A 25,934-nucleotide genomic window follows, 5' to 3' on the forward strand; every position below is an offset into this window, starting at 1 on the left:
GGCTTTAAATGTATATACATTGATGCGAGAGGACAAACCCGATGCCCCTATCTGATTGCCCACGCCGCCTGTGGCGCGAGGTCACGGTGTTCGACGGACTGCAGCAGCTGCCCGAGCCCATGGCGGTGCTGGTGGAAGGCGAGCAGGTCGCCGGCCTGTGGCCTGAGCGCGACTTCGACCCGGCCCTGGCCGCTGGCGCCGAAGAGGCCGGGCGCGGCGGGGTGATGACTCCCGGTCTGGTCGATTGCCATACCCATCTGGTTTACGCCGGCGACCGTGCCGGTGAATTCGAGCAGCGCCTGGAAGGGGTGAGCTACGAGGAGATCGCCCGCGCCGGTGGTGGCATTCTCAGCACCGTGCGCGCCACCCGCGCGGCCGACGAGGACGAGCTGGTCGCCACCAGCCTGCCGCGCCTCGATGCGCTGCTGGCCGATGGCGTGACCACCGTCGAGATCAAATCTGGCTACGGCCTCACCCTGGCCGACGAGCTGAAGATGCTGCGCGTGGCCCGTCGCCTCGGCGAGCTGCGCCCGGTGCGCGTCACCACCACGCTGCTCGGCGCCCATGCCCTGCCGCCGGAATATGCCGGGCGCGCCGACGACTATGTGGCGCTGGTCTGTGAGCAGATGATCCCGGCCGCCGTCGAGGCCGGCCTGGCCGACGCGGTGGACGTGTTCTGCGAGGGCATCGGCTTCTCCCCGGCGCAGTGCGAGCGCGTCTACCAGGCGGCCAGCACCCATGGCTTGGCGATCAAGGCCCACGCCGAACAGCTGTCCAACCTCGGCGGCAGCGCGCTGGCGGCCAAATACGGCGCGCTGTCGGCCGACCATGTCGAATACCTCGACGAGGCCGGCGTGCAGGCCATGGCCGAGGCCGGCACCGTCGCCGTGCTGCTGCCCGGCGCCTTCCATGTGCTGCGCGAGACCCTTGTGCCGCCCATCGAACTGCTGCGCCGCTACGGCGTGCCCATGGCCGTGGCCAGCGATGCCAACCCCGGCACCTCGCCGATCTGCATGCCCAGCCTGATGGCCAACCTGGCCTGCACGCTGCTGCGCCTCACCCCGCGCGAGGCGCTGGCCGGCATGACCGCCCACGCCGCTCGCGCCCTCGGCTTGCCCGAACTGGGCCGCATCGCCGTCGGTGCTCCGGCCGACCTGTGCCTGTGGGACATCCGCCAGCCCGCCGAGCTGGCCTATGCGGTACAGGCCGGTCGCCTGCGCCAGCGCATCTTCAAGGGAGCCATTACCCATGCTCGCTGATCGTTTTTCTCTGGGCGCCTGGACCGGGCGCACCGACCCCGAGGCGGACAGCCCGCGCTGGCACCAGCGCATCCAGCCGCTGGCCGAGGCCGGCGAGCCGGGCCTGGCCCTGCTCGGCTTCGCCTGCGACGAGGGCGTGCGCCGCAACCATGGCCGGGTCGGTGCCGCGGGTGGCCCGCTGGCGTTGCGCAAGGCGCTGGCCAACCTGGCCTGGCACCGCGGCGCGCCGGCGTACGATGCCGGCGACGTGACCTGCGAAGACGGCGACCTGGCCGCCGCCCAGGCGCGCCTGGCGTGTGGCGTACGCACCTTGCTGGACCGCGGCCACCTGCCGCTGGTGCTCGGCGGTGGCCACGAGGTGGCCTTCGGCAGCTGGTCCGGCCTGGCCGAGCATCTCGCCGGCGGGCCGACGCCGCGGCCGGCCGCCCCGAAGATCGGCATCGTCAATTTCGACGCCCACTTCGACCTGCGCGACCCGGCCCACGTGCAGTCCTCCGGCACGCCCTTCGCGCAGATCGCCGCGCAGTGCGCCACGCGCGGCTGGCCGTTCCGCTATGCCTGCCTGGGCGTGAGCCGCGCCAGCAATACCCGCGCGCTGTTCACCCGCGCCGCCGAGCTGGGCGTGCTGGTGCGCGAGGACCGCGATATCCGCGAGTCGACGCTGGACGCTCTCGGCGCCGAGCTGGACGCCTTCGTCGCCGACTGCGATGCGCTGTACCTGACCCTCGACATCGACGTGCTGCCGGCCTGCGAGGCACCGGGCGTCAGCGCTCCGGCGGCGCGCGGCGTGCGCCTGGAGCTGCTCGAACCGCTGCTGGAACGCCTGCGCGACAGCGGCAAGTTGCGCCTGGTCGACTTCGCCGAGCTCAACCCCGAGCACGACATCGATAACCGCACCGCCAGGGCGGCGGCGCGGCTGATCCATCTACTGTCCCTGAACGCCTGACCCAGGGCATTTCCCGCACAACAACAAGTACCGAGGAAACCCGCATGACCGACCACACCCTGGCGGACCGCACCCGCCACACGGCCCTGGCCCGCCTGCTCGGCTACAGCCTGATCGGGCTGGTGCTGTTCTTCGTGCCCTTCGACATCGACGGCCGCTCGACCATTCTCATTGACCACGCCGCCAGCGCCCTGCAGGCCCATGCGCGGCCGCTGGTGATCGGCCTGGCGCTGCTGTTCATGCTCTACGGCGCGCTGGCGCCCTGGCTCGACGGCAGCTGGCGCCGCAGCCTGACCCACACGGTGTTCAGCGTGCTCAAGGTGTTCGGCCTGCTGGTCGGCGCCGCCTACCTGCTGCGGCTCGGCCCGCAGGCGCTGTACCAGCCGGACATGCTGCCGTTCCTGTTCGAAAAACTCGTGCTCAGCCTGGCGCTGATCGTGCCGCTCGGCTCGCTGGCGCTGGTGTTCCTCATCGGCTTCGGCCTGCTGGAACTGGTCGGCGTGCTGATGCAGCCGGTGATGCGGCCGATCTGGCGCACCCCGGGCAAGTCGGCCATCGATGCCGTGGCGAGCTTCGTCGGCAGCTATTCGGTGGGCCTGCTGATCACCGACCGCATGTACCAGCAGGGGCACTACAGCCTGCGCGAGGCGGCGATCATCGCCACCGGTTTTTCCACCGTGTCCGCGCCGTTCATGGTGATCATCGCCAAGACCCTGGGCCTGATGCCGGTGTGGAACCTGTATTTCTGGAGCGCAATGGCCGTGACCTTCGTCGTCACCGCGCTCAGCGCGCGCATCTATCCGCTGTCGCGCCTGCCCTCCGAAAGCCGCGAGGAAGCGCCGCTGCCGCCCGGCGAGAGCCGCCTCGGCCATGCCTGGCGCGCCGGCCTGCAGCAGGCGGGCAGTGCCCCGGCGCTGCACCTGGCGCTGCTGGACACCTTTCGCGATGGCCTGCGCATGACCGCGGCGATCTTGCCGAGCATCCTCGCCGTGGGGCTGCTCGGCCTGCTGGCCGCCAAATACACCCCGCTGTTCGAGGCCATCGGCCTGCTGTTCTACCCGGTCACCGCGCTGTTCGGCCTCGAACAGCCGATGGCGGTGGCGCAGGGCCTGGCCTCGGGCCTGGCCGAGATGTTCCTGCCGGCGATGCTGCTGAAGGATGCCGACGTGCTGGTGAAGTTCGTCACCGCCATCGTCTCGGTGAGCAGCGTGCTGTTCCTCTCCGCCTCCATTCCCTGCGTGCTGGCCACGCGAATTCCCCTGAGCCTGGGCCACCTGCTGCTGATCTGGCTGCAGCGCACCCTGCTCAGCCTGGTGCTCAGCATCCCGCTGGCCTATCTGGCGCAATCCCTGGGCTGGCTGTAAGCGCCGCTCGCCTTTTCCGATTCGATCGAGGAGACACCGACCATGACCAAGTTCCGTGACGTGGAAATCCGCGCGCCGCGCGGCACCCAGCTGAACGCCAAGAGCTGGGTGACCGAGGCGCCGCTGCGCATGCTGATGAACAACCTCGACCCCGAGGTGGCTGAGAACCCCAGGGAGCTGGTGGTGTACGGCGGCATCGGCCGCGCCGCGCGCAACTGGGAGTGCTACGACAAGATCGTCGAGACGCTCAAGGAGCTGAATGACGACGAGACCCTGCTGGTGCAGTCCGGCAAGCCGGTCGGCGTGTTCAAGACCCACAGCAACGCGCCGCGGGTGCTGATCGCCAACTCCAACCTGGTGCCGCACTGGGCCAGCTGGGAGCACTTCAACGAGCTGGATGCCAAGGGCCTGGCCATGTACGGGCAGATGACCGCCGGCAGCTGGATCTACATCGGCAGCCAGGGCATCGTCCAGGGCACCTACGAGACTTTCGTCGAGGCCGGTCGCCAGCACTACAACGGCAACCTCAAGGGCCGCTGGGTGCTGACCGCGGGCCTCGGCGGCATGGGCGGCGCCCAGCCGCTGGCCGCCACGCTCGCGGGCGCCTGCTCGCTGAACATCGAATGCCAGCAGACCAGCATCGACTTCCGCCTGCGCAGCCGCTACGTGGACGAGCAGGCCACCGATCTGGACGACGCGCTGGCGCGTATTGCCAAGTACACCAGCGAGGGCAAGGCCATCTCCATCGCGCTGCTGGGCAACGCCGCCGAGATCCTGCCGGAACTGTTACGCCGTGGCGTGCGCCCGGACATGGTCACCGACCAGACCAGCGCCCATGACCCGCTCAACGGCTACCTGCCGGCCGGCTGGACCTGGGAGCAGTACAAGGACCGCGCCGCCACCGACCCGGCCGCCGTGGTCAAGGCCGCCAAGCAGTCCATGGCCGTGCACGTGCAAGCCATGCTCGACTTCCAGAAGATGGGCGTGCCGACCTTCGACTACGGCAACAACATCCGCCAGATGGCGAAAGAGGAGGGCGTGGCCAACGCCTTCGACTTCCCCGGCTTCGTCCCGGCCTATATCCGTCCGCTGTTCTGCCGCGGCGTCGGCCCGTTCCGCTGGGCCGCACTTTCCGGCAACGCCGAGGACATCTACAAGACCGACGCCAAGGTCAAGGAGCTGATCCCTGACGACGCCCACCTGCACCGCTGGCTGGATATGGCCCGTGAGCGCATCGCCTTCCAGGGCCTGCCGGCGCGCATCTGCTGGGTCGGCCTTGGCCTGCGTGCCAAGCTCGGCCTGGCGTTCAACGAGATGGTGCGCTCGGGTGAATTGTCGGCGCCTATCGTTATCGGCCGCGACCATCTGGACAGCGGCTCGGTGTCCAGCCCCAACCGCGAGACCGAGGCCATGCGCGACGGCTCCGATGCGGTGTCCGACTGGCCGCTGCTCAACGCACTGCTCAACACCGCCAGCGGCGCCACCTGGGTGTCGCTGCACCACGGCGGCGGAGTGGGCATGGGCTTCTCCCAGCATTCGGGCATGGTCATCGTCTGCGACGGTACCGACGAAGCCGCCGCACGCATCGCCCGCGTGCTGACCAACGACCCGGGCACCGGCGTGATGCGCCATGCCGACGCCGGCTACGAAATCGCCATCGACTGCGCCCGCGAACAGGGCCTTAAACTGCCGATGATCGGTTGAGAACCTGTCCAGGCCCTGCGCGTCGGCCTACCGGCGCGCAGAATGTCCGGGACTCCGCATCCTCAGCCAGTCGCCGCGTTGGCTCTGGCTCGCGATTTGAACGCTCTGTGGAAGAACTGCCGATGAACACGCTGAACCTGAAACCCGGCCACCTCACCCTGGCCGACCTGCGCGCCGCCTACCAGGCGCCGCTGCACCTGACCCTGGACCCGAGCGCCCACCCGGCGATCGACGCCAGCGTCGCCTGCGTCGAGAACATCATCGCCGAAGGCCGCACCGCCTACGGCATCAACACCGGATTCGGCCTGCTGGCCTCCACCCGCATCGCCAATGCCGACCTGGAGAAGCTGCAGCGCTCGCTGGTGCTGTCCCACGCCGCCGGCACCGGCGAGCCGCTGGACGACGCCATGGTGCGGCTGATCATGCTGCTCAAGGTCAACAGCCTGGCCCGCGGCTTCTCCGGCATCCGCCGCAAGGTGATCGAGGCGCTGATCGCCCTGGTCAACGCCGAGGTCTATCCGCACATTCCGCTCAAGGGCTCGGTCGGTGCTTCCGGCGACCTGGCGCCGCTGGCGCATATGTCGCTGGTGCTGCTCGGCGAGAGCCAGGCGCGGCGCAAGGGCGAATGGCTGCCGGCTACCGAGGCCCTGGCCATCGCCGGCCTGGAGCCCATGACCCTGGCCGCCAAGGAGGGCCTGGCCCTGCTCAACGGTACTCAGGTGTCCAGCGCCTATGCCCTGCGCGGGCTGTTCGAGGCCGAGGACCTGTACGCCGCCGCCAGCGTCTGCGGCGCGCTGAGCGTCGAGGCCATGCTCGGTTCGCGGGCGCCCTTCGACGCGCGCATCCATGCCGCCCGTGGCCAGCGCGGGCAGATCGACGCGGCCGCCGCCTACCGTCACCTGCTCGGCGCCAGCAGCGAGATCGGCCGCTCCCACGCCGCCTGCGACAAGGTGCAGGACCCGTACTCGCTGCGCTGCCAGCCCCAGGTGATGGGCGCCTGCCTGACCCAGCTGCGCCAGGCCGCCGAGGTGCTGGCGGTGGAGGCCAACGCGGTGTCGGACAACCCGCTGGTGTTCGCCGCCGAGGGCGACGTGATCTCCGGTGGCAACTTCCACGCCGAACCGGTGGCCATGGCCGCCGACAATATCGCCCTGGCCATCGCCGAGATCGGCTCGCTGTCCGAGCGGCGCATCTCGCTGATGATGGACAAGCACATGTCGCAGCTGCCGCCGTTCTTGGTGGCCAATGGCGGCGTCAACTCCGGCTTCATGATCGCCCAGGTCACCGCCGCGGCCCTGGCCAGCGACAACAAGGCCCTGGCTCACCCGCACAGCGTCGACAGCCTGCCCACCTCGGCCAACCAGGAAGACCACGTGTCGATGGCGCCGAACGCCGGCAAGCGCCTGTGGGAAATGGCCGCCAACACCCGTGGCGTGCTCGCCGTGGAATGGCTGGGCGCCTGCCAGGGCCTGGACTTCCGCGAGGGCCTCAAGAGCACCCCGCCGCTGGAACAGGCCCGCCAGGCCCTGCGCGCCCAGGTGCCGTACTACGTCGAGGACCGCTTCTTCGCCCCCGACATCGCCGCGGCCAACGACCTGCTCGCCGAACGCGTGCTGACCCCGCTGCTGCCGGCCGGGCTGCTGCCGTCGCTGGGCTGAGATAGCCCACGACTAACCCTCCGCGCCGGCCGCCTCGGCTTCTTTTCTATAAAAATGGGAGGGTGACGGTGGCGTAGAGGCGTAGCCATGTAGGGTGGATGACGCTCTGCTCATCCACCACGGCCCCGCTCGGTGGAGCGCCATCCAGATACTTAGCCCGGATGCAATCCGGGAAGCAGGCCACCCGGTGCCCCCGGATTTCATCCGGGCTACAGGCTTACTCCCTCTCCCGTCCACGGGAGAGGGCTGGGGAGAGGGCGGGCGAGGTCGGCCATGGTCAAACCCTCTCCCCTGTATTGGCCGCCTAGCTCCGCCACAATCGGAAGAGGGGGGCGGATGGCGTAGCCCGGATGCAATCCGGGAAACAGGCCACTCGGTGCCCCAAATTTCATCCGGGCTACAGGCTTACTCCTTCTCCCGCCCACCGAAGAGGGCCGGCCCACGAGTGGGAGAGAGCCGCCAAGCTCCGCTATCATCCGCCACCATCGGGCATTTCCAAGGAGCCGCCGTGACCAGCACCACCCCGCGCTACAAGGCGATCGAGGACTTCCTCCTCGAGCGCATCCACGGCGGCGCCTACCCGGTCAACCACCAGATCCCCCCGGAAGAGCAGTTGGCCCGCGATTTCGCCGTCAGCCGCATGACCGCCAACAAGGCCATCAACAACCTGGTGCAACAGGGCTACCTGGTGCGCCAGGCCGGCCTCGGCACTTTCGTCACCGACCGCAAGGCCGAGTCCTCGCTGCACGAGGTGCTCAATATCGCCAGCGAGGTACGCGCCCGCGGCCATGCCTACAGCAACGACGTGCTGCGCTGCGAGGCCATCGAGGCCGACGACGAGGTGGCCCTGCGCCTCGGCCTACGCCTGGGCGCCCAGGTGTTCCACAGCATCCTGGTGCACCGCGAGGATGGCGTGCCGATCCAGCTGGAGGATCGCTTCGTCAACCCGCGCTGGGTGCCGCACTACCTGGACAGCGACTTCGCCCTGCACACGCCCAACGAGGTGCTGGTCGCCAGCTGCCCGATCTCCGATGTCGAGCACGTGGTCGAGGCCGTGCTGGTCGATGCGCAGACCGCCGCCTGGCTCGCTATCGACCCGGCCTCGCCCTGCCTGTCGATGATCCGCCGCACCTGGTCCGACGAGCACCTGATCAGCTACGCACGGCTGATCCACCCCGGCGAACGCTACAAGCTGCGCTCCAATACCAAGCGCCGCTGAGCGCCCGCCGGTCGCGCGGAGTGCAGATCGGCACCGCAGTGGTTAGGCTCTGGGGTCTACCGTACCGACGGACGCGCCGATGGATCGCCAGAACAAGCCCGTAGAAACAGCGCTGGAGCGCCTGTACCGCGAGGAATCCCGCCGGGTGCTGGCCACCCTGATCCGCCTGCTCGGCGATTTCGACCTGGCCGAGGAGGCGCTGCACGAAGCCTTCCGCGCCGCCATGGAACAGTGGCCCGAGCAGGGTGTGCCGGCCAACCCGCGTGGCTGGCTGGTATCGGCCGGACGATTCAAGGCCATCGACCAGCTGCGCCGCCAGGCGCGTTTCCAGGCCCTCGACGATGTCGAGGAGCCGGCCGGCGGCGATGCCTGGAATGGCGAGCATCTGGAAGACGACCGCCTGCGCCTGATCTTCACCTGCTGCCACCCGGCCCTGGCGCCCGACTCCCAGGTGGCGCTGACCCTGCGCGAGGTCTGCGACCTCACCACCGAGGAGATCGCCAGCGCCTTCCTGGCCACGCCGCCGACCATCGCCCAGCGCATCGTGCGGGCCAAGAACAAGATCCGCGACGCGCGCATTCCCTACGAAGTACCGGGCCGCCGCGAGCTGCCCGAACGCCTGGAGGCGGTGCTGCGGGTGGTCTACCTGGTGTTCAACGAAGGCTATTTCGCCAGCAGCGGCGACGAGCTGACCCGCCAGCACCTGTCCGCCGAGGCCATCCGCCTCGGTCGCCTGCTCTGTGAGCTGCTGCCGGAATCCGAGGTGCGTGGCCTGCTGGCGCTGATGCTGCTGCAGGAGTCGCGGCGCGGCGCGCGTAGCGATGCCGAGGGCCAGCCGGTGCTGCTGGAGGAACAGGACCGCGACCTGTGGGACCGTGCGCTGATCGTCGAGGGCGAGGCGCAGATCAAGGCGGCCTTCGACTCCGGCGAAATCGGCCCCTACTGCCTGCAGGCCGCCATCGCCGCCGTGCATGCCGAGGCGGCGAGCGTCGAGGCGACCGACTGGGCGCAGATCGTCGGCCTGTACGACGTGCTGCTCGGCGCTGCACCCTCGCCGGTGATCGAGCTCAACCGCGCGGTGGCCTTGGCCATGCGCGACGGCGCCGAGACCGGGCTGCATCAGGTGGAGGCCATCCTCGAACGCGGTGAGCTGGCCGACTACCACCTGGCCCACGCGGCCCGCGCCGATCTGAACCGCCGCCTGGGTCGCTGGAGCGAGGCGCGTGCCGCCTACCAGCGCGCCCTGCAGCTGAGCCAGCAGGGCGCCGACCGGCAGTTTCTCGAACGCCGCCTGGCCGAGTTGCCGGGCGCCTGAAGATTTTTTTCGCGGCCCTGTCGAAATGCCGATGCGCCGCTCGACCAGAGGATGACAGCAGCGATTTCCGCTGCCAGGGAGGAGAGCGATGAAATACCTGTGCCTGATCTACAGCGACGAGAAGCTCCTGCACAGCCTGCCGGAGAGCCCGCGCGATCCGGAGTGCTTCGACTATGCCGAGACCGTGCAGCAGAGCGGCCGCCTGCTGGCCGCCGAGCCGCTGGAGCCGGTCGCCACCGCCACCACGGTGCGCGTGCGCGGCGGCAAGCTGAGCATCACCGACGGCCCCTTCGCCGAAACCAAGGAGCAGCTGGCCGGCTTCTACCTGATCGAGGCGCGCGACCTCAACGAGGCGCTGCAGATCGCCGGCGGCATCCCGGCCGCGCGGGTCGGCAGCGTCGAGGTGCGCCCGGTGCGCCAGTTGCAACTCGAGGGCTGAAGTCGTGTGCCCGTTCTGTCTGGCCGCCCTGGCTCTGGGTGGCGCCAGCGTCGCCGGTGCCGGCGGCATTGGCCTGTGGCTCGGCTGCCGCCGTGCCGCCACGAGGAGGAACCGCAATGAATCCTGAATACCCGAAAGTCGCCAGCCGCGAGGAATGGCTGGCCGCACGTCTCGATCTGCTGGAGCAGGAGAAGGCCCTGACCCACCAGCGCGACGCGCTGAACCGGCAGCGCCGGGCGCTGCCCATGGTCGAGATCACGGCGGATTACCGCTTCACCGGGCCGCAAGGCGAGGTCGGCCTGGCCGAGCTGTTCGCCGGGCGGCGCCAGCTGATCGTCTACCACTTCATGTACCACCGCGACAAAGGCGAGGGCTGCGACGGCTGTTCGCTGGTGGCCGACAACATCGGCCATCTGGCCCACCTGCATGCCCGCGACACCAGCCTGGTGATGGTCTCCAACGCGCCGCTGGAGGAGCTGGAGGCGTTCAAAAAACGCATGGGCTGGGACCTGCCGTGGTACTCGTCGTTCGGCAGCCGCTTCAACTACGACTTCCACGTCACCCTCGACGAGAGCCAGGCCCCGGTGGAATACAACTACCGCGACAAGGCCGAGCTGGAACGCCTGGGGCAGCTCTATCACGTCAAGGGCGAGCAGCCCGGCGCCAGCGTGTTCCTGCGCGACGGCGAGCGGGTGTTCCACACCTATTCCACCTATGGCCGCGGCCTGGACATGCTGATGAACACCTTCCACTACCTCGACCTGACGCCGTTCGGCCGCGGCGAGGGCTGGGACGGCATGGTCGACCTGGAGGGCAAGGGCCTGATGTGGACCCGCCTGCACGACGAATACGACGGCGCCGCGCCGGCCCGCCACGACTGCTGCGCCTGAGCGGCTCAACTTCCGGAGGAGACATTCCATGAGCACTGCCCACAGCGAATTGAAAGCCCTGACCGACAGCTGGGAAGCGGCCAACCGCGCCCGCGACGTCGACGCCATCCTCGGCCACTACAGCGACGACCTGCTGGCCTTCGATGCCATCCTGCAACTGCAGTTCAAGGGCCGCGAGGTCTACAAGGCGCACTGGAAGAAGTGCCTGGAGATGTGCCAGGGGCCGATGACCTTCGAGGTGCACCAGCTGCAACAGTGGGGCGAGGGTGATGTCGGCTTCGGCCACTTCCTCTGCCATTGCGGCGGCACTGATGCCGAGGGCAATACGCACAGCTGCTGGATGCGCGTGACCCAGGGCTATCGCCGGATCGGCGGCCAGTGGCGCATCGTCCATGACCACTTCTCCGCGCCCTTCGATCCCGAGAGCGGCCAGGCGCTGTTCGAGCTGCAACCCTGAGGCTGGAGCAGTAGCCCGGATGAAATCGGGAATGCCCTCGACTGGTTTATCCGGATCGTATCCGGGAACGTCGCGGCAGGTTTACCCGGAGTGCATCCGGGCTACGGTGAGAGGGAACGCCACGGGCTGCCTCCCCTCTCCCACGGTGGAGAGGGGCTGGGGGAGAGGGCACGAACCGCGCACCCTCTCCCCGGCCCTCTCCCGTGAACGGGAGAGGGAGTAGATCGTCCGGGCTACCGGCGAGGGCTGCCATTGAGCTGACACCTCCCGCCCATGCGCGGAAGAGGAACGGGAGACAACCACAATGCAAGGAAGGAAGCGCATGACCATTCTGATCGTCGTCGTACTGCTGATCGCCGGCCTGGCGGTGTTCGTCGCCAGCCGCCCGGATGAGTTCCGGGTGCAGCGCTCGGCACTGATCCAGGCGCCGCCGGCGGCGCTGTTCGCTCAGGTCAACGATTTTCACCAGTGGCCGCACTGGTCGCCCTGGGCCCGGCGCGACCCGGCCATGCGCGTGGAGTACCAAGGCGCCGAGCAGGGCGTGGGCGCGGTCCAGCATTGGGCCGGCAACAAGCAGGTGGGCAAGGGCAGCGCGACCATCCTCGAGAGCGAGCCGGGCGAGCGGGTGCTGATCCAGTTGGAGTTCCTCGAGCCCTTTCGCGCCACCAACCTGGCTGAGTTCAGCTTCCAGCCCGAAGCCAGCGGCACGCGGGTGAGCTGGAGCATGACCGGCCGCAACGGCTTCGTCGGCAAGGCCATGGGCCTGGTGTTCGACATGGACAAGATGGTCGGCGGCGACTTCGAACAGGGCCTGCAACAGTTGCGCATGCGCGTGGAGGTGAGCTGATCGGCGTACAATCGCCCCTGATCGGCTGATGTCCCGAGCCGTACGCGCCGCTCCACACCGCGCTGAAGTGCGCGAGCGAGGCGATGGGGACATGGCTCCTGTTTTGACTGCCTGGCTAAGGAGCAACCGTGGAATCGGTGATTTCCGTCGAGAACCTGAGCAAGACCTACAAGTCCGGCCATCCGGCCCTTAGCAACATCAACCTGGACATCCACAAGGGCGAGATTTTCGCCCTGCTGGGCCCCAACGGCGCCGGCAAGACCACTCTGATCAGCATCATCTGCGGCATCGTCAATCCGGGCGAGGGCAGGGTGCGGGTCGCCGGCCACGACATCAAGTCCGACTACCGCGCGGCGCGCTCGGCCATCGGCCTGGTGCCCCAGGAGCTGGTCAACGACGTGTTCGAAACGGTCTGGGCCACGGTCAAGTTCAGCCGCGGCCTGTTCGGCAAGAAGCCCGACCCGCGGTACCTGGAGCAGGTGCTCAAGGACCTGTCGCTGTGGGACAAGCGCGACGCCAAGATCTTCGAATTGTCCGGCGGCATGAAGCGCCGGGTGATGATCGCCAAGGCGCTCTCCCACGAGCCGTCGATCCTGTTCCTCGACGAGCCCACCGCCGGCGTGGACGTGGAACTGCGCCGCGACATGTGGAACATGGTGCGCCGCCTGCGCGAGCGCGGCGTGACCATCATCCTCACCACCCACTACATCGAGGAGGCCGAGGAGATGGCCGACCGCATCGGGGTGATCCGCAAGGGCGAGATCATCCTGGTGGAGGACAAGGACGTGCTGATGCACAAGCTCGGCAAGAAACAGCTCACCGTGCAGCTCAAGCACCCGTTGGCGAGAGTGCCCGCCGAGCTGGCCGGCCACGGCCTGGAGCTGGCCGACGAGGGTCACGCGCTGGTCTACACCTTCGATGCCCAGCGCGAGCACACCGGCATCGCCGAGCTGCTCAAGGACATGGCCCAGCACGGCATCGACTTCAAGGACCTGCAGTCCAGCGAGAGCTCGCTGGAAGACATCTTCGTCAGCCTGGTGCACGAGAAGGAGCGCGCATGAACCTGCAAGCCATCAAGTCCATCTACCTGTTCGAGCTGCACCGCACCTGGCGCACCCTGCTGCAGAGCATCGCCACCCCGGTGATCAGCACCTCGCTGTACTTCGTGGTGTTCGGCTCGGCCATCGGCTCGAGCATGACCGAGGTGCACGGGGTCAGCTACGGCGCCTTCATCGTGCCCGGTCTGATCATGCTGGCGCTGCTCACCGAGAGCATCGGCAACGCCTCGTTCGGCATCTACATGCCCAAGTACTCGGGGACCATCTACGAGCTGCTGTCGGCGCCGGTGTCGTTCTTCGAGATCCTGGTCGGCTATGTCGGCGCGGCGGCGACCAAGTCGGTGGTGCTCGGCCTGATCATCTTCGCCACCTCGCGGCTGTTCGTCGATTTCGAGGTGGCCCACCCGTTCTGGGTGCTGGCGTTCCTGGTGCTGACGGCGATCACCTTCTGCCTGTTCGGCTTCATCATCGGCGTGTGGGCCGATGGCTGGGAGAAACTGCAGATCGTGCCGGCGCTGATCGTCACCCCGCTGGCCTTCCTCGGCGGCAGCTTCTACTCCATCAGCATGCTGCCGGAGCTGTGGCAGAAACTGACCCTGTTCAACCCGGTGGTGTACCTGATCAGCGCCTTCCGCTGGGCCTTCTTCGGGGTGGCCGACGTCAACCTCGCCCTCAGCGTGGGCATGATCCTCGGCTTCCTGCTGGCCTGCGTGCTGGTGGTGAGCTGGATCTTCAAGACCGGCTATCGGCTGCGCCAGTGACGCCGCCCGCCGCTGCCGCCTTGGCAGCGGCGCCGGCCAACCGAGAGGAGACGCGAGATGGAGCGATTCACCGGCGGTTGTTTATGTGGCGATGTGCGGTTCGTGGCGTCGGGCCGGCCGTACCGGGTCGGCCTCTGTCATTGCCTCGACTGCCGCAAGCACCACGGCGCGCTGTTCCACGCCTCGGCGATATTCCCCGAGGAGGCGGTGACCATCGAGGGCGAAACGCGGGACTACGCCGGGCGCTTCTTCTGCCCGCGCTGCGGCTCGTCGGTGTTCGCCCGCACCGCGGACGAGGTCGAGGTGTACCTCGGCTCGCTGGACGAGCCCGGCCGCTTCAAACCGACCTACGAGAGCTGGACCGTCCGCCGCGAGCCCGGGCTGCCGCCGTTCCCGCTCGCCCATCGCTACGAGCGGGACCGGGACTCTAGCGGGCGTTTCGAGGATTAGCCGTCAGCCGGCGCGCCTGGAGAACCAGGCGTGGATCAGGCCGGCCTGGTAGAAACGCACCGGCAGATCGAAACCGCCCGCGGCGATGATCTTCTCCACTTGGTCGGGCGGCAGCACCGCGACGTCCCTGGCGTACGCCGCGCGCATCTGTTCCACGCCGGCGGCGGGAATGTCGGCGGCCAGCATCATGTTCATCCAGGTGTAGAGCAGTGCGGTGTACTCGCGCGAACTCACGTCCGAGGCCAGGTCCGAGCTGGCCAGGATCGCCCCGGGGCGCAGCCGCGCCGCGATGTCGCGGAAGAAGCCGATGCGCTCCTCCCGCGCGACAATGAACTGCGAGACCAGAAAGGCGGTGGCCGCATCGAAGGGCGACAGCTCCGGCAGCGACTGCAGGTAACCCTCGTGGAACTGGCAGCGCGCCTCGAAGCCTTCCTCCCGGGCCTTGCGCCGACAGACATCGAGCATCGCGCCCGACGGCTCGACGGCGGTGAAGTGCCAGCCGGGAAAACGCCGGGCGAGATAGCTGATCTCCTCGCCGGTGCCCGCGCCGATGCAGAGGAGCCGGGCGTTTTTGGGAAGGCCGGCGAATACCGCCTCGAGGAGAAAATGCAGCGCCTCGCGGATGGGCGCCGTCTTCGCCCAGCGCTCGTCGTAGCTGGCGGCCTGCTGGTCGAAGAGAGCCTTGATTTCGTCACTGTTCACGGTGCGTTCCTTGTGTGGCGCGATGGGCGGGCAGGGCGTGCGGTCGGCGCGCTTCTTCATTCAGCCTACCGGAGCTGTCAAGCCCTCGGCCTGGCCGGGCATCCAGGCGGTGGGCGATACGGCCTCGCGCTCGGGCAATCGGTAGGGTGCGCCGCGCGCACCATTGGCTTCCGCGCCGTTGCCTCGGTGCGCATGGCGCACCCTACGCGGGCGTCTGTGCTGCTGCCCTCGCTGCTTCGGGAGGGTGCTCAACTGTTCAAGCCACAGGCCGTTACCTAGTATGAAATCGCGCCTCTGCGGCGGCGAAGCGATGCCGTGTCCGCCCCACCGATCATTAGTCAAAGGCCTTCCCTGCATGAGTATCAAGAGCAAACTGCTGGCGAGTTTTCTGATCGCAACCCTGGTCCCCGTGCTGATCGTGGCGCTGCTGACCATTCGCAACGTGACCGAACAGGCCGAGACCCATTTTCGCGAATCCAGCAGCCTGGACGTGCGCCTGGTGGACAACACCTTCGTCACCTTCTTCGACGCCGTCGGCCATACCGTGTCGGCCATGGCCGAGTTTCCCGCGGTGCGCGACACCAGCGGCGGCGAGCTGAGCACTTATTTCGGCGACAAGCAGAAGCCTTCCGAGGTGGCCACCGCCAAGGGCGGGCGCGAGAAGCAGATCTTCGACTACTTCTCCGGCATCGGTAACAACAACCCTACCTTCGGCTACGTCTACATGAGCGATGCCGCGGGCGGCTACATCGAGTGGCCGGGCACCGGCGAGTACGGCGAATGGGACCCGCGCCAGCGCCCCTGGTACGGCATGGGGCGTGACGCTAATTTCGCCCTGACCCGCCGCGACGGCTACTACTGGGAGCCGGACGACGCGGTCTACGTCTCGGTGCTCAAGGGCTTCAAGGACCAGGCCGGCAATTTCGCCGGCGTGGTGGCCGCGGACGTGTCGCTCAAGTCGCTGACCGACATGACGCAGAAGATCCGCTTCGGCGAAACCGGCTTCTTCATGCTGGTGGAAAGCAGCGGCACCCTGCTGGTGGACGGCCGCCAGCCGGACAACAACTTCAAGAAGCTCAGCGAACTGCCGGGCGACTACTTCAAGACCATCGCCAGCACCGAGAACGGCCTGATCGAGGTGAACATCGACGGCGTCGACTACATGGCCAACGTCTACACCTCGCCGGAGCTGGGCTGGAAATTCATCGGCTTCATGCAGACTGACGAGATCTTCGCCAGCGCCCACGAGCTGACCTGGCTGACCCTCGGCGTTTCCGCCGTGCTGGTGCTGCTGTTCGGCCTGGCCGGGGTGGTCATCGCCAACCGCATCGTCACGCCGATCAATCTGGTCAAGGACGGGCTACGCACCATCGCCCAGGGCGAGGGCGACCTGACCCGCCGCCTCGACCTGCAGAGCCGCGACGAAACCGGCGAGTTGGCCACCTGGTTCAACCAGTTCATCGAGTCGACCCAGTCGATGATCAAGATGATCAAGGACAACGCCATCAGCATGCACGGCGTTTCCAGCCAGACCAACGAGCGCACCACGGCCATGGCCGCCGGCCTGCAGCGGCAGCTGAGCGCGGTGGAGCAGATCGTCACCGCGGTCACCGAGATGTCGTCCGCCGCCAACGAGGTGGCGCAGACCTGCGTGCGCACGGCCGATGCCTCCAAGCAGGGCCTGGAGGCGACGCACAACGGCAAGCAGGTGATCGCCCGCAGCACCGCCGGGGTCAACAAGCTCGGCGCCAGCATCCTCGAGTCGAGCAAAGTGATTCAGGAGCTGGAACGCGAGACGGTGAGCATCAACAACATCCTCTCGACCATCCAGCAGATCGCCGAGCAGACCAACCTGCTGGCGCTCAACGCGGCCATCGAGGCGGCCCGCGCCGGCGACCAGGGCCGCGGCTTCGCCGTGGTGGCGGACGAGGCGCGCAACCTGGCCAAGCGCACCCCGGATTCCACCGGCGAGATCAACAACATCCTCTCGACCATCCAGCAGATCGCCGCGCAGACCAACCTGCTGGCGCTCAACGCGGCCATCGAGGCGGCCCGCGCCGGCGAACAGGGCCGCGGCTTCGCCGTGGTGGCGGACGAGGTGCGCAACCTGGCCCAGCGCACCCAGGATTCCACCGGCGTGATCAACAACATCCTCTCGACCATCCAGCAGATCGCCGCGCAGACCAACCTGCTGGCGCTCAACGCGGCCATCGAGGCGGCCCGCGCCGGCGAACAGGGCCGCGGCTTCGCCGTGGTGGCGGACGAGGTGCGCAACCTGGCCAAGCGCACCCAGGATTCCACCGGCGAGATCAACAACATCCTCAACCTGCTGGTCAGCCGCATCACCGAGGTCACGTCGACCATGGACCAGAGCCTGTCCGAGTCCGGCAAGGCCATCGAGCAGGCCAGCGAGGTGATGGGCGCGTTCGAGAACATCGAAAACGCCGTGCAGATGATCCGCGACATGACCATGCAGATCGCCACGGCGACCGAGGAGCAGCACCTGGTGACCGAGGACATCAACCAGAACATCGTCGCCATCAACGACGCGGTGAGCCAGGTATCCGGTCAGGCGATGGAGGTGGAGCAGTATTCCCACGAGCAGCGCGAGCTGAGCAGCGCGCTCAAGCAGCTGGTGGTGCGCTTCCGCACCGAGTGAGGCGGGAGTTTCAGAACCTGTTTTTAGGATCTTGCGAGCTGGAGCCAGGCTAGGCGCAACGTTGGTAACAGCCTGCGGCGGGTCAAAACAGCGAGGAAGCGGAGTTCACGAGTGTAAATGAGCATTTCGAGACGCCGTGCCCGGCTTGTTTTTAACGACGCATGGCCGACGCGCAGCAGATCGTAAACAGGTGCTCAGCACTCGATGATATTGACCGCCAGTCCACCCCTGGCGGTTTCCTTGTACTTGCTCTTCATGTCCGCGCCGGTCTCGCGCATGGTGCGGATCACCCGGTCCAGCGAGATGAAGTGCTGGCCGTCTCCGCGCAGGGCCATGCGCGCGGCGTTGATGGCCTTCACCGAGCCCATGGCGTTGCGCTCGATGCACGGCACCTGAACCAGCCCGCCGACCGGGTCGCAGGTCAGGCCGAGGTTGTGTTCCATGCCGATCTCGGCGGCGTTCTCCACCTGCTGGATGGTTCCGCCGAGCACCTCGCACAGGGCGCCGGCGGCCATCGAACAGGCCACGCCGACCTCGCCCTGGCAGCCGACCTCGGCACCGGAGATCGAGGCGTTTTCCTTGTACAGAATGCCGATGGCCGCGGCCGTGAGCAGGAAGCGCACCACGCCGTCGTCCGAGGCGCCGGGCACGAAGCGCCGATAGTAGTGCAGCACCGCCGGCACGATGCCGGCCGCGCCGTTGGTGGGCGCGGTCACCACGCGGCCGCCGGTGGCGTTTTCCTCGTTCACCGCCAGGGCGTAGAGGTTGACCCAGTCCATCACCGTCAGCGGGTCGCGCAGGCTGGCCTCGGGGTTCTGGCTGAGCTGGCGGTGCAGCGCGGCGGCGCGCCGGCGCACCTTGAGGCCGCCAGGCATGATGCCCTCGTTGCGGCAGCCGGCGGTCACGCAGTCCTGCATCACCTGCCAGATGTTCAGTAGTCCGGCGCGGGTCTCCGCCTCGGGCCGCCAGGCCGCCTCGTTGGCCAGCATCAGCTGGCTGATGGAGAGGTTGTGTTCGGCGCACTGGCCGAGCAGCTCCTTGGCGGTCTTGAACGGGTAGGCGAGGGGGGTTTTGTCTTCGACGATGCGGTCGGCGCCCGCGGCCTCCTCGTCCACCACGAAACCACCGCCCACCGAGTAGTACTCGCGCGAACGGATCTGCAGGCCGGCGGCATCGAAGGCGCGGAAGATCATGCCGTTGGGGTGGTAGTCCAGCGGCTTGCGGATCATCGCCAGGTGTTCCTTCTCGACGAAGCGGATCGCCTTCTCGCCGCCCAGCTTCAGCTCGCCGCCGGCGCGCATGGCCGTCAGGCGCGCCTCGATGGTCGAGGTGTCGACGCTGTCCGGCTGCTCGCCTTCCAGGCCGAGCAATACCGCCTTGTCGCTGCCATGGCCCTTGCCGGTGGCACCGAGCGAGCCGTACAGCTCGACCTTGACGCCCACCGTGGCCTCGAACAGGTCCTCGCGGTGCAGGCCCTCGACGAAACGCGCGGCGGCGCGCATCGGGCCGACCGTGTGCGAGCTGGAGGGACCGATGCCGATCTTGAAGAGGTCGAAAACGCTGAGGGCCATGTAAAGAGTTGCTCCGCTGACTTACTGGTCACAGCTTACACCGGCCGCGCCGGCCGATAAGGTCGAGGATGCGACCCGCAGTTGCGCTACTTCGCCCATCGGCGGGCTGTCGTTGCACTGACGAGGCGCAATGCCCCATTGCGTGGTCGGCGCTAGAATGCCGGCCTTTTTCGGAGGTGATGCATGGGCGAGCGTTACGGCGAGGGCGATGCTTCCTACCGGACCGCGGGCGGTCTCGACGGGCTGCGGCGGCTGGTGGACGACTTCTACCGCTTCCTGGACGAGCTGCCCGAGGCGGCCGAGCTGCGTGCCCTGCATCCCGAGAGCCTGGAGGCCTCGCGCGACAAGCTCACCTGCTTTCTCAGCGGCTGGCTCGGCGGCCCGCGGCTGTTCGCCGAGAAGTACGGCAGCATCGCCATCCCCAGCTTCCATGCCCGCTGGCCGATCGATGGCCACCAGGCCGAGGCCTGGCTGACCTGCATGGCCCGCGCCATCGCCAGCCAGGACTACGCCCCGGAATTCGCCGACTATCTGCTGGCCCAGCTGCGCGTGCCGGCGCAGCGCATCGTCCAGGCCAGCGCCGCGCGTCACGGGTGCTAGCGACGCTATCGCTGCGGCTCATAGGCACTATCGAGAACAGCGATTTCTGCCCGCCGGGGCGGCGCCCTAGAGTGATCCCACGTTCAGAGGAGATCACCGAAATGCCCCGCCTAGACATCATGTCCATGATCGGCAGCGCCGTCCCCGAGCCGCTGCGCACCAGCGGTCACCTGGCCTGCTGGTATGTGCTGGTAGACGGCGAGCAACGTTTCGGCCCGTTCGTTTCGCCGGACCTGGCCCAGGATGCCAAGCGCCACTACGAACAGCGCCTGCGCCTGCACTGATCCCTCTGCCCCGTCTGCTCCTGCGCCAACCTGGCGCCCTTGGCAGCCCCGGCTGCCCCTTTATTCCCTCCTGTGCCCGCTCCCCCCGGCGGGCTTTTTTTTGCCCGGCGTCAGCGCACCCGGTCGCGGCTCTGCACGGCCAGGTCCAGGGCCTTCTGCATGTCCAGGCGCGCCGAGCGGCCCACGTCCTTGTCGTCCAGCTCATAGTTGCGCTCGGACGGCAGGATCGGCGCGGTCAGGTCCTCGGCATCCATCGGCTCGAAGTCGTAGTCGCCGCCGATGGTCATGGCGCTGCGCCGCAGCAGCATGCGCAGCTGATCCGGCTGCAACTCGGGGTTGATCGACAGCATGGCCGCCACCACGCCGGTGACCATCGGCGTGGCGTAGGAGGTGCCGCAGTGCGCCTCGCCGCGTTCGCCCTCGCCGAGTGTGGAGGCGTGGGCACAGGCCGAGGCGGTGATGTCCACGCGCATGTCGATGTTCGACGAGCTGCGCTTGATCACGTATTCCGGGTCGTCCACGCCCACGCCGCTCTTCTGGCTGCGCTGGTGGCCGCCGACCACCAGCAACTGGTCGGTGATGAAGGAGGAGGGCAGGCGGTATTCGTCGGTGCCGGAGAATGCCGCGCCGTTGCCGGCCGAGTTGATCACCACCACGTCCGGGTGCTCGCGGCGCAGCCACAGGAAGAATTCTTCCAGCAGTTCCTCGTAGCCGCTCATGGCCAGGCCCGAGCGGATCAGCGAGTCGACCTCGTCGCCCTCGACGTTCTTCGCCCCGACGCGGTGGATGCCCCAGCTCCAGTTGAGCACCCGCGCGCCGTCCTCCACCAGGTTCACCGAGGCGGCGACGTTGGCGATGATGCCGGCGTCGGAATTGCGCTCGACGATCACCTCGAAGCCCGGCCCGGCGTCGTCCAGCGCCTGCAGGAAGCCGCTGTTGCCGCCGCGCTGGTGATGGGCGGCGAGGATGCCGGCCACCGTGCTGCCGTGGTTGTCCGGTTTGTCGGCGTCGCGGGCATAGAGGCAGGTGCGGCGCTGCGGGCGGCAGTTGCCCAGGTAATCGGCGAAGTCCGGCGCGTCGAAGTCGACATTGCGCTCGATCACGCCGATGCGCACCGGCGTGGTCGGGATCGGCGCCTGCTTCGCCGGTACCCGGCGGCGGTAGTAGTTCACCGCGTCGGCGAAGCGGTTGGCCGCCCACTCGTCGTCGCTCGGCTCGCTCGGCCCGCTCGGCACCTCTTGCCGCTCGCCTTCCTCGCCCTTCTCCGGCGCGGACTCCTCGACGATCACCGCGTCCACGCTGGCCTCGCTGCCCAGGCGCAGCAGCAGTGCATCGCGCTGCACCAGGTCCTTGGCCGGCAGGCGCAGCTGGAAGACATTCAGCGGCGCGATGGCGCCGACCACCTTGGCGCCGTACTTGGCGGCCAGGCGCTCGGCTTCCTCGCGGCCGTCGTGCTTCTCCTCGATCAGCAGGCCGACCAGGTCCAGGTAGGTGGTCAGGCCGTCCATGTTCTTCGCCACCTCATCGGGGCCGGCGGCAACCACCTGGCTGCGCCCGCGCGACAGCCACACCGGGTTGCTGCGCCGCTCGCCCTGTTCCAGCCAAACCGGTACACCAGGACCCTGTTGCAGGCTCAGGCGCAGTGTCGGCCCATCGCGACGCACCCGCGCCGCATCCAGTGTCTTGTCGCCCAGGTGCACGCGCAGCTCGCCCTCGGCCAGGCCGTTGGCGCGCAGGCAGTACTCGGGGCTGTCGGCGAGCAGGTCGCCGCAGCGCTGCAGCTGGGTGATGCGCAGCGCCTCTTCGGCCTGGGCGAGCGGAGCGATCATGAGCAGGAGCACGGGCAGGGCGACGCGGGTGAACACGGGATGGCCTCCGGTGAAATTCTTTGTACCTAGACCCGCGCCGCGTCTGCCCCGTTCAGGTCGCTTGGGCCTACACTGCGCAGATCGATACCCGCAGTCGCCGCCGATGCCCGCCCCGCTCCGTGTCCTGATCGTCTCGCTGTGCCTCCTCTTCGCCCCGTCTGCGCCGGGCGCCGAGGCCGTGCGCGAATACCGCCTGGGCGTCGAGGACGTCGACTATTACCCGATCTACTCGGCCGCGCCGCCGGACTGGCACTACCGCGGCTATGCTCGCGAGGTGCTGGACCTGTTCGCCGCCAAGGAGGGGCTGCGCCTGACCTATGTGGTGCTGCCGGTGCGCCGGTTGTTGCGCGAGTACCGGGGCGGGCGGCTGGACCTGGTGTTTCCCGACAACCCGCGCTGGGAGGCCGAGCACAAGCCCGAGGGCATCGCCTATTCGCGGCCGCTGCTGCAGTTCCAGGACGCCATGCTGGTGCTGCCCTCGCGGATGGGCGAGCCGCGCGAGCGCTTTCGGCGGCTGGGGTTCGTCCGCGGCTTCACGCCGTGGAAGTTCCGCGAGGACATCGCCGCCGGGCGGGTGAACATTCACGAGGCGCCGAACCCGGAGGGGCTGATCCGCATGACCCTGGCCGGCTACATCGACGCCGCCAACATGGCCCGGCAGGTCGCACGCTTCCACCTCGAGCGCCAGGGCAGGTCCGACAGCCTGGTGATCGAGCCGACGCTGCTGCCGCTGCGCGACAGCCACTATCACCTCTCCAGCATTCGCCATCCCGAGCTGATCCGCCGCTTCGATGCCTTTCTGCAGCGCGAGGCCGAGGCCGTGCAGGCGCTGCGGAGCAAGTACGGCCTGTGACTTGATCGGCGCCGACGGCGGCGCGATAGTCGGCACCCGGCCCGCTGCCAGGCCCGTTGCCAAGGAGAACCCCATGAGCACACCGATATCGGCACGCGGCGATCTGATCGATACGCCGCTGGGCACCCTGATCGCCCTGGTGGACGCCGAGGGCGCCCTGCAGCGCCTGGAGTTCCTCGACGACGCGCTGTGCGAGCCGCTGGTCTGGCGCGGCCTGGCGCTGCAGCGCGACGCGGCCGCCGTGGCGCCCGTCGCCCGCCAGTTGGGCGAGTACTTCGCCGGTCAACGCCGGGTCTTCGATCTGCCGCTGGCGCCGCTCGGCAATGCCTTCCTGCACGAGGCCTGGCACCACCTGCGCCAGGTGCCCTACGGCACTACCCTGAGTTACGGCGCCCTGGCCCTGAAGCTGCAGCGCAACACCTCGGCGCGCGCCGTCGGAAGGGCCAACGCGGTCAACCCCATCGCCATCATCGTGCCCTGCCACCGCATCATCGGTGCCGACGGCAAGCTCACCGGCTATGCCGGCGGCCTGCACCGCAAGCAGGCGCTGCTGGAGCTGGAGGGCGTGCTGACGCCGGCGCGCCAGCAGTCGCTGCTGTAGAGGACCGGACGCGGGCGACCCCGGCCCAGTAGAATCGCGGACGATAACGTCTTTTCCGGAACGACCGCGTGGATCTGCAACAGGGCTTCGTCCTGACCCGCCACTGGCACGACACACCCGCCGGCACCGAAGTCGAGTACTGGCTGGCCAGCGATGCCGGCCCGCGGCGCCTGCGCCTGCCGCCGCAGACATCGGTAGCCTTCGTCCCCGCCGTGCAGCGCGAGCGTGCCGAGGCGCTGCTGCACAGCGAGCGCGACGTGGAGCTGCGCCCGCTGGGCCTGCGCGATTTCCGCCAGCGCCCGGTGCTGGGCCTGTACTGCCGCTCCCAGCGCCAGCTGATCAAGCTGGACAAGCAGTTGCGCCAGGCCGGCGTCGACGTCTACGAGGCGGACATCCGCCCGCCGGAGCGCTTTCTCATGGAGCGTTTCATCACCGCGCCGGTGTGGTTCGCCGGTACGCCGGACGAGCGCGGCACGCTGCTCGATGGGCGGATGAAGCCCAACGAGGCCTATCGGCCGAAGCTGCGCCTGGTGTCGCTGGACATCGAGACCAGCGAGCGTGGCGAGCTGTACTGCATCGGCCTGGAGGGCTGCGGCCAGCGCCAGGTGTACATGCTCGGCGAGGCGCCGGAGGTGGCCCCGGAGGTCGACTTCGACCTGGCCTACTGCGCCAGCCGCGCCGAGCTGCTGGAGCGGCTCAACGCCTGGCTGGCCGAGCACGACCCGGACGCCATCATCGGCTGGAACCTGGTGCAGTTCGACCTGCGCGTGCTGCAGCGCCAGGCCCAGGAGCTCAAGGTGCCTCTGCTGTTCGGCCGCGGCGGCGAGGCGATGGAGTGGCGCGAGCACGGCAGTCACAACCACTTCTTCGCCGCCGCGGCCGGGCGGCTGATCATCGACGGCATCGAGGCGCTGCGTTCGGCCACCTGGAGCTTTCCCTCGTTCAGCCTGGAGAACGTGGCGCAGACCCTGCTCGGCGAGGGCAAGGCGATCGACACACCCTATGCGCGCATGGACGAGATCAACCGCATGTTCGCCGAGGACAAGCCCGCCCTGGCGCGTTACAACCTCAAGGACTGCGAGCTGGTCACGCGGATCTTCGCGCACACCCGGCTGATCGACTTCCTGCTCGAGCGCGCCGCCACCACCGGCCTGCCGGCGGACCGCAGCGGCGGCTCGGTGGCGGCCTTCACCCACCTGTACCTGCCGGCGATGCACCGGGCCGGCTTCGTGGCGCCGAATCTGGGCGAGAAGATGCCCCAGGCCAGCCCCGGCGGCTTCGTCATGGACTCGCGGCCGGGGCTCTACGAATCGGTGCTGGTGCTGGACTACAAGAGCCTGTACCCGTCGATCATCCGCACCTTCCTGATCGACCCGGTGGGCCTGATCGAGGGCCTGCGCGAGCCGGACGACGAGCATTCGGTGGAGGGCTTTCGCGGCGCGCGCTTCTCGCGCACCCGGCACTGCCTGCCGGCCATCGTCGAGCGGGTCTGGCAGGGCCGCGAGGCGGCCAAGCGCGAGGGCAACGCGCCGCTGTCGCAGGCGCTGAAGATCATCATGAACGCCTTCTACGGCGTGCTCGGCTCCAGCGGCTGCCGCTTCTTCGACACGCGCCTGGCCTCGTCCATCACCCTGCGCGGCCACGCCATCATGAAGCGCACCCGCGAGCTGATCGAGGCCGAGGGCTACCGGGTGATCTACGGCGACACCGACTCCACCTTCGTCTGGCTCGGCCACGAGCACGCCGAGGAGGACGCCGGGCGCATCGGCCGCGCGCTGGTGGCGAAGGTCAACCAGTGGTGGCGCGAGCACCTGCGCGATGAGATGGGCCTGGAGAGCGCGCTGGAGCTGCAGTACGAGAGCCATTACCGGCGCTTTCTGATGCCCACCGTGCGTGGCGCCGAGGAGGGCAGCAAGAAGCGCTACGCCGGCCTGGTGCGGCGCGCCGACGGCAGCGAGGAGATGGTGTTCAAGGGACTGGAGACGGTACGCACCGACTGGTCGCCGCTGGCCCAGCGCTTCCAGCAGGAGCTGTACCGGCTGATCTTCGACCGCCAGCCGTTCGAGGCCTATGTGCGCGAGTACGTGCGCCGCACCCTGGCCGGCGAACTGGACGAGCTGCTGATCTACCGCAAGCGCCTGCGTCGCCGGCTCGACGACTACGAGCGCAACGTGCCGCCGCACGTGCGCGCCGCGCGCCTGGCCGACGAGCACAACGACCGCCTGGGCCGCCCGCGGCAGTACCAGCGCGGCGCGTGGATCAGCTACCTGATCACCACCGCCGGCCCCGAACCGCTGGAAACGCGGCGCGGAGCCATCGACTATGACCACTACGTGAGCCGCCAGCTGCAGCCGGTGGCCGACGCCATCCTGCCCTTCGTGGGCAGCGACTTCGCCAGCCTGATCGACCCGCAGCTGGGGCTGCTCTAG

22 protein-coding genes and 2 pseudogenes are annotated in these 25,934 nt (G+C 68.4%); 21 read left to right on the forward strand and 3 right to left on the reverse strand.

The genetic code is table 11. The features are described from left to right. Window positions 1-41: 41 nt before the first annotated feature. The 14 genes from hutI (at window position 42) to NF616_RS08070 (ending at window position 14,367) form a co-directional block, all read left to right on the forward strand. Window positions 42-1,259 carry an imidazolonepropionase gene (hutI, locus tag NF616_RS08005; protein ID WP_252272706.1) on the forward strand — a complete coding sequence of 406 codons (1,218 nt, stop codon included), beginning with the start codon at window positions 42-44 and terminating at the stop codon, window positions 1,257-1,259. After that, the gene (gene hutG, locus NF616_RS08010; RefSeq protein WP_252272707.1) at window positions 1,249-2,205 is read left to right on the forward strand and encodes a formimidoylglutamase; all 957 of its coding nucleotides are present in this window, start codon (window positions 1,249-1,251) and stop codon (window positions 2,203-2,205) included. The genes hutI and hutG overlap by 11 nt, the downstream gene beginning before the upstream one ends. 44 nt (window positions 2,206-2,249) lie before the next feature. After that, window positions 2,250-3,569: a YjiH family protein gene (locus NF616_RS08015; protein ID WP_252272708.1), complete on the forward strand. Its 1,320-nt coding sequence runs from the start codon at window positions 2,250-2,252 to the stop codon at window positions 3,567-3,569. A 42-nt stretch (window positions 3,570-3,611) separates the two neighbouring features. Further along, window positions 3,612-5,273, forward strand: a complete 1,662-nt coding sequence (hutU, locus tag NF616_RS08020) for a urocanate hydratase (RefSeq protein WP_252272709.1) — start codon at window positions 3,612-3,614, stop codon at window positions 5,271-5,273. 122 nt (window positions 5,274-5,395) lie between these two features. Continuing rightward, complete coding sequence (gene hutH / locus NF616_RS08025; RefSeq protein WP_252272710.1) at window positions 5,396-6,931, forward strand: histidine ammonia-lyase; 1,536 nt, start codon at window positions 5,396-5,398, stop codon at window positions 6,929-6,931. Between the two features lie 508 nt (window positions 6,932-7,439). After that, complete coding sequence (gene hutC, locus NF616_RS08030; RefSeq protein ID WP_252272711.1) at window positions 7,440-8,150, forward strand: histidine utilization transcriptional repressor HutC; 711 nt, start codon at window positions 7,440-7,442, stop codon at window positions 8,148-8,150. Window positions 8,151-8,229: 79 nt separating this feature from the next. Continuing rightward, window positions 8,230-9,465 carry an RNA polymerase sigma factor gene (locus NF616_RS08035; RefSeq protein ID WP_252272712.1) on the forward strand — a complete coding sequence of 412 codons (1,236 nt, stop codon included), beginning with the start codon at window positions 8,230-8,232 and terminating at the stop codon, window positions 9,463-9,465. A gap of 88 nt (window positions 9,466-9,553) precedes the next feature. Continuing rightward, window positions 9,554-9,904, forward strand: coding sequence for a YciI family protein (locus tag NF616_RS08040; RefSeq protein ID WP_252272713.1), 351 nt, complete (start codon window positions 9,554-9,556; stop codon window positions 9,902-9,904). Between the two features lie 116 nt (window positions 9,905-10,020). Then, window positions 10,021-10,794: a DUF899 domain-containing protein gene (locus NF616_RS08045; RefSeq protein WP_252272714.1), complete on the forward strand. Its 774-nt coding sequence runs from the start codon at window positions 10,021-10,023 to the stop codon at window positions 10,792-10,794. A 28-nt stretch (window positions 10,795-10,822) separates the two neighbouring features. Continuing rightward, window positions 10,823-11,251 (forward strand): YybH family protein, encoded by a 429-nt coding sequence (locus NF616_RS08050; RefSeq protein ID WP_252272715.1) that lies wholly within the window; start codon window positions 10,823-10,825, stop codon window positions 11,249-11,251. Window positions 11,252-11,573: 322 nt separating this feature from the next. Continuing rightward, a complete protein-coding gene (locus NF616_RS08055) occupies window positions 11,574-12,098 on the forward strand; it encodes an SRPBCC family protein (protein WP_252272716.1) in 525 nt (174 codons plus the stop codon). Window positions 12,099-12,226: 128 nt separating this feature from the next. Then, window positions 12,227-13,159: an ABC transporter ATP-binding protein gene (locus NF616_RS08060; RefSeq protein WP_252272717.1), complete on the forward strand. Its 933-nt coding sequence runs from the start codon at window positions 12,227-12,229 to the stop codon at window positions 13,157-13,159. Continuing rightward, on the forward strand, window positions 13,156-13,917 hold the full coding sequence (locus NF616_RS08065; protein WP_252272718.1) for an ABC transporter permease: 762 nt from the start codon (window positions 13,156-13,158) through the stop codon (window positions 13,915-13,917). The genes NF616_RS08060 and NF616_RS08065 overlap by 4 nt, the downstream gene beginning before the upstream one ends. Window positions 13,918-13,974: 57 nt before the next feature. Continuing rightward, a complete protein-coding gene (locus NF616_RS08070) occupies window positions 13,975-14,367 on the forward strand; it encodes a GFA family protein (RefSeq protein ID WP_252272719.1) in 393 nt (130 codons plus the stop codon). Window positions 14,368-14,370: 3 nt separating this feature from the next. Here NF616_RS08070 and NF616_RS08075 read toward each other — a convergent pair whose 3' ends face one another. Continuing rightward, window positions 14,371-15,069 (reverse strand): class I SAM-dependent methyltransferase, encoded by a 699-nt coding sequence (locus NF616_RS08075; RefSeq protein ID WP_252272720.1) that lies wholly within the window; start codon window positions 15,067-15,069, stop codon window positions 14,371-14,373. Window positions 15,070-15,424: 355 nt separating this feature from the next. Here NF616_RS08075 and NF616_RS21385 point away from each other — a divergent pair. Together NF616_RS21385 and NF616_RS21390 are read left to right on the forward strand one after the other, a co-directional pair. Then, a pseudogene (locus NF616_RS21385) lies at window positions 15,425-16,528 on the forward strand (cache domain-containing protein); the annotation flags it as partial. A gap of 345 nt (window positions 16,529-16,873) precedes the next feature. Continuing rightward, window positions 16,874-17,728, forward strand: a pseudogene (locus NF616_RS21390) (methyl-accepting chemotaxis protein); the annotation flags it as partial. A 194-nt stretch (window positions 17,729-17,922) separates the two neighbouring features. Here the strand turns inward: NF616_RS21390 and NF616_RS08085 are convergent. Further along, a complete protein-coding gene (locus NF616_RS08085) occupies window positions 17,923-19,299 on the reverse strand; it encodes an L-serine ammonia-lyase (RefSeq protein WP_252272722.1) in 1,377 nt (458 codons plus the stop codon). A gap of 183 nt (window positions 19,300-19,482) precedes the next feature. Between NF616_RS08085 and NF616_RS08090 the strand changes: the two genes are divergently transcribed. Together NF616_RS08090 and NF616_RS08095 are read left to right on the forward strand one after the other, a co-directional pair. Beyond that, window positions 19,483-19,899 (forward strand): group II truncated hemoglobin, encoded by a 417-nt coding sequence (locus NF616_RS08090; protein WP_252272723.1) that lies wholly within the window; start codon window positions 19,483-19,485, stop codon window positions 19,897-19,899. Between the two features lie 101 nt (window positions 19,900-20,000). After that, on the forward strand, window positions 20,001-20,183 hold the full coding sequence (locus tag NF616_RS08095; RefSeq protein ID WP_252272724.1) for a hypothetical protein: 183 nt from the start codon (window positions 20,001-20,003) through the stop codon (window positions 20,181-20,183). Between the two features lie 110 nt (window positions 20,184-20,293). Here NF616_RS08095 and NF616_RS08100 read toward each other — a convergent pair whose 3' ends face one another. Then, window positions 20,294-22,012, reverse strand: a complete 1,719-nt coding sequence (locus NF616_RS08100) for a S8/S53 family peptidase (RefSeq protein WP_252272921.1) — start codon at window positions 22,010-22,012, stop codon at window positions 20,294-20,296. Window positions 22,013-22,154: 142 nt separating this feature from the next. Between NF616_RS08100 and NF616_RS08105 the strand changes: the two genes are divergently transcribed. The 3 genes from NF616_RS08105 (at window position 22,155) to NF616_RS08115 (ending at window position 25,934) form a co-directional block, all read left to right on the forward strand. After that, on the forward strand, window positions 22,155-22,904 hold the full coding sequence (locus NF616_RS08105) for a substrate-binding periplasmic protein (protein WP_252272725.1): 750 nt from the start codon (window positions 22,155-22,157) through the stop codon (window positions 22,902-22,904). A 73-nt stretch (window positions 22,905-22,977) separates the two neighbouring features. Then, a complete protein-coding gene (locus tag NF616_RS08110) occupies window positions 22,978-23,505 on the forward strand; it encodes a methylated-DNA--[protein]-cysteine S-methyltransferase (RefSeq protein ID WP_252272726.1) in 528 nt (175 codons plus the stop codon). Window positions 23,506-23,573: 68 nt separating this feature from the next. After that, complete coding sequence (locus NF616_RS08115) at window positions 23,574-25,934, forward strand: DNA polymerase II (protein ID WP_252272727.1); 2,361 nt, start codon at window positions 23,574-23,576, stop codon at window positions 25,932-25,934.

Source organism: Pseudomonas subflava, from assembly GCF_023823685.1.
GTDB lineage: Bacteria > Pseudomonadota > Gammaproteobacteria > Pseudomonadales > Pseudomonadaceae > Aquipseudomonas > Aquipseudomonas subflava.

Excerpts from the sequence above, each read along its gene's own strand:
- hutI (WP_252272706.1), top strand. The coding sequence starts at position 42 with ATGCCCCTATCTGATTGCCCACGCCGCCTGTGGCGCGAGGTCACGGTG.
- NF616_RS08015 (WP_252272708.1), top strand. The coding sequence starts at position 2,250 with ATGACCGACCACACCCTGGCGGACCGCACCCGCCACACGGCCCTGGCC.
- NF616_RS08090 (WP_252272723.1), top strand. The coding sequence starts at position 19,483 with ATGGGCGAGCGTTACGGCGAGGGCGATGCTTCCTACCGGACCGCGGGC.
- hutH (WP_252272710.1), top strand. The coding sequence starts at position 5,396 with ATGAACACGCTGAACCTGAAACCCGGCCACCTCACCCTGGCCGACCTG.
- hutG (WP_252272707.1), top strand. The coding sequence starts at position 1,249 with ATGCTCGCTGATCGTTTTTCTCTGGGCGCCTGGACCGGGCGCACCGAC.
- NF616_RS08065 (WP_252272718.1), top strand. The coding sequence starts at position 13,156 with ATGAACCTGCAAGCCATCAAGTCCATCTACCTGTTCGAGCTGCACCGC.
- hutU (WP_252272709.1), top strand. The coding sequence starts at position 3,612 with ATGACCAAGTTCCGTGACGTGGAAATCCGCGCGCCGCGCGGCACCCAG.
- NF616_RS08040 (WP_252272713.1), top strand. The coding sequence starts at position 9,554 with ATGAAATACCTGTGCCTGATCTACAGCGACGAGAAGCTCCTGCACAGC.
- NF616_RS08035 (WP_252272712.1), top strand. The coding sequence starts at position 8,230 with ATGGATCGCCAGAACAAGCCCGTAGAAACAGCGCTGGAGCGCCTGTAC.
- NF616_RS08070 (WP_252272719.1), top strand. The coding sequence starts at position 13,975 with ATGGAGCGATTCACCGGCGGTTGTTTATGTGGCGATGTGCGGTTCGTG.
- NF616_RS08100 (WP_252272921.1), bottom strand. The coding sequence starts at position 22,012 with ATGATCGCTCCGCTCGCCCAGGCCGAAGAGGCGCTGCGCATCACCCAG.
- NF616_RS08105 (WP_252272725.1), top strand. The coding sequence starts at position 22,155 with ATGCCCGCCCCGCTCCGTGTCCTGATCGTCTCGCTGTGCCTCCTCTTC.
- NF616_RS08050 (WP_252272715.1), top strand. The coding sequence starts at position 10,823 with ATGAGCACTGCCCACAGCGAATTGAAAGCCCTGACCGACAGCTGGGAA.
- NF616_RS08045 (WP_252272714.1), top strand. The coding sequence starts at position 10,021 with ATGAATCCTGAATACCCGAAAGTCGCCAGCCGCGAGGAATGGCTGGCC.
- NF616_RS08095 (WP_252272724.1), top strand. The coding sequence starts at position 20,001 with ATGCCCCGCCTAGACATCATGTCCATGATCGGCAGCGCCGTCCCCGAG.
- NF616_RS08110 (WP_252272726.1), top strand. The coding sequence starts at position 22,978 with ATGAGCACACCGATATCGGCACGCGGCGATCTGATCGATACGCCGCTG.
- NF616_RS08055 (WP_252272716.1), top strand. The coding sequence starts at position 11,574 with ATGACCATTCTGATCGTCGTCGTACTGCTGATCGCCGGCCTGGCGGTG.
- NF616_RS08085 (WP_252272722.1), bottom strand. The coding sequence starts at position 19,299 with ATGGCCCTCAGCGTTTTCGACCTCTTCAAGATCGGCATCGGTCCCTCC.